The sequence below is a fragment of the Streptomyces sp. NPDC005574 genome, from assembly GCF_040605435.1.
Lineage (GTDB): Bacteria > Actinomycetota > Actinomycetes > Streptomycetales > Streptomycetaceae > Streptomyces.
In genome coordinates, this window is sequence record NZ_JBEXCW010000315.1 from 1 (window position 1) to 1,536 (window position 1,536).

The following is a 1,536-nucleotide window of genomic DNA, read 5'->3' on the forward strand; positions in this document are numbered from 1 at the left end:
CTAGTGACACGCCACCTCAGCGTGCTCACAGGCATTTCCGCAGATCAACCCGCATTTTCGTGCCCTAGTCGGCACCACTAACTGTGGAACTCAGGGCCAGCGGACGGCCCTCGGCGAACACGGCATCGATCTCGCCGCGGATAGCCTCGGTCGGGGATACTCGCTTGTGCACGAGCGTGGGTCCTTCCTCGTACGAACTTTGGTCGGTTCAGTACGGAAACCTACGCTCGTCGCCTTTTACACCACCTTCTGGACGCGACCCTGCCACGATCGCGCACCATCATGAAAGGAGAAGAAACCCGCTGCACCGCCAGGGGGAAAACACCGGACGGAAGAAATAGGCGGCCAGCACCCGGCCGCTCATGGTGGCCTGGGTTCCCTTCTCCCTTGCCACCATGAGCGGCCTGCCAAGCCCAGTCGAGAACCGACACAAGACCGGGACCGGGCCGCCTGCCGCACGACCGCTCATCAAATACGGCAGATACCCAACGAAACCCGAACAGCACCGATCTGTCCACAACAGTCACCTGGAACGGCTCGCCTGCACCGTCAACCGCACAATCCGCGGCCACGCAGCCAGGCAGGTTCACCGCGGCACCGGCAAAGAATGCGTCACTTTCAGCGTCTACTCTTGGTTGCTGAGGTTTTGCCGCAACACGTAGTGGTTTTGGTGCTCTGTGCGGCGCCCACGAGTTGCCGTCTGCGTTCACCTCTCACGAGCCTGATTCTTCAGAAGGGATGTGACTCCGCCTCGGCGCTGGGCTGTTGCGACTGCTGACGCGGTACCGGTGCGGCCGCTCCGCTCCCGCCGGGCCGGTAAGCCTTGGTGACAGAAACGGTCGCATACGCAAGGGAGACCGCGATGTCTTCGGCATCCATCTCGACGACGGTGCGGCGTTGTCCCTCGTTGTCGTCGAAGGTCCGCTGCTTGAGCCGTCCGGTGACGATGACACGCATACCCTTGGCCAGGGACCCGGCAGCATTCTCAGCGACCTGCCGCCACAGCGAACACCGCAGAAACAACGGCTCACCATCCACCCACTGGCCGTGTTCGCGGTCGTAGGTGCGTGGCGTCGACGCCACCGTGAAACCGGCCACCGGAATCCCCGCGGCTGTAAACCGGAGTTCCGGATCAGCGGTCAGATTCCCCACAACCGTCGCCAGCGTCTCGCCCGCCACTGCCCACCACTCCCACCGGATCGATCAAGACCTCCGGCCACAGTAGTCGGTCCCCCTGACAGTGGAGCCACCAACGACTGAAGGGCACGGCTGAGCCGCAGAAGGACGTCTGGACAGCAGGCGACGGGCAGGTCGGCACCAAGGCCCGGGACGGCTACTACGGCTATGCCGCCGTCGCCCTCGTCACCACCCCAGGCAGTCCCCGATTCGACGGTTCACGGGTAGCGGGTGATGGCGCGAGCACGGCTGCAGCCCCTCCCACTGAGGGGCCCCGCGTTTTCCGGACAGGTGCTTATTGGCTAATTCATGCGGCGAGCTGTTGATTTAGGTACTCGTCGTGGGCCTCTCGTGGGGTCC

Annotated in this window: 1 protein-coding gene; it reads right to left on the minus strand. The window is 63.7% G+C overall.

Annotated elements, in window-relative coordinates:
- Positions 1-729 precede the first annotated feature (729 nt).
- Positions 730-1,179, minus strand: a complete 450-nt coding sequence (locus ABZT03_RS44430) for a single-stranded DNA-binding protein (protein ID WP_356050033.1) — start codon at positions 1,177-1,179, stop codon at positions 730-732.
- Between the last annotated feature and the right edge of the window lie 357 nt (positions 1,180-1,536).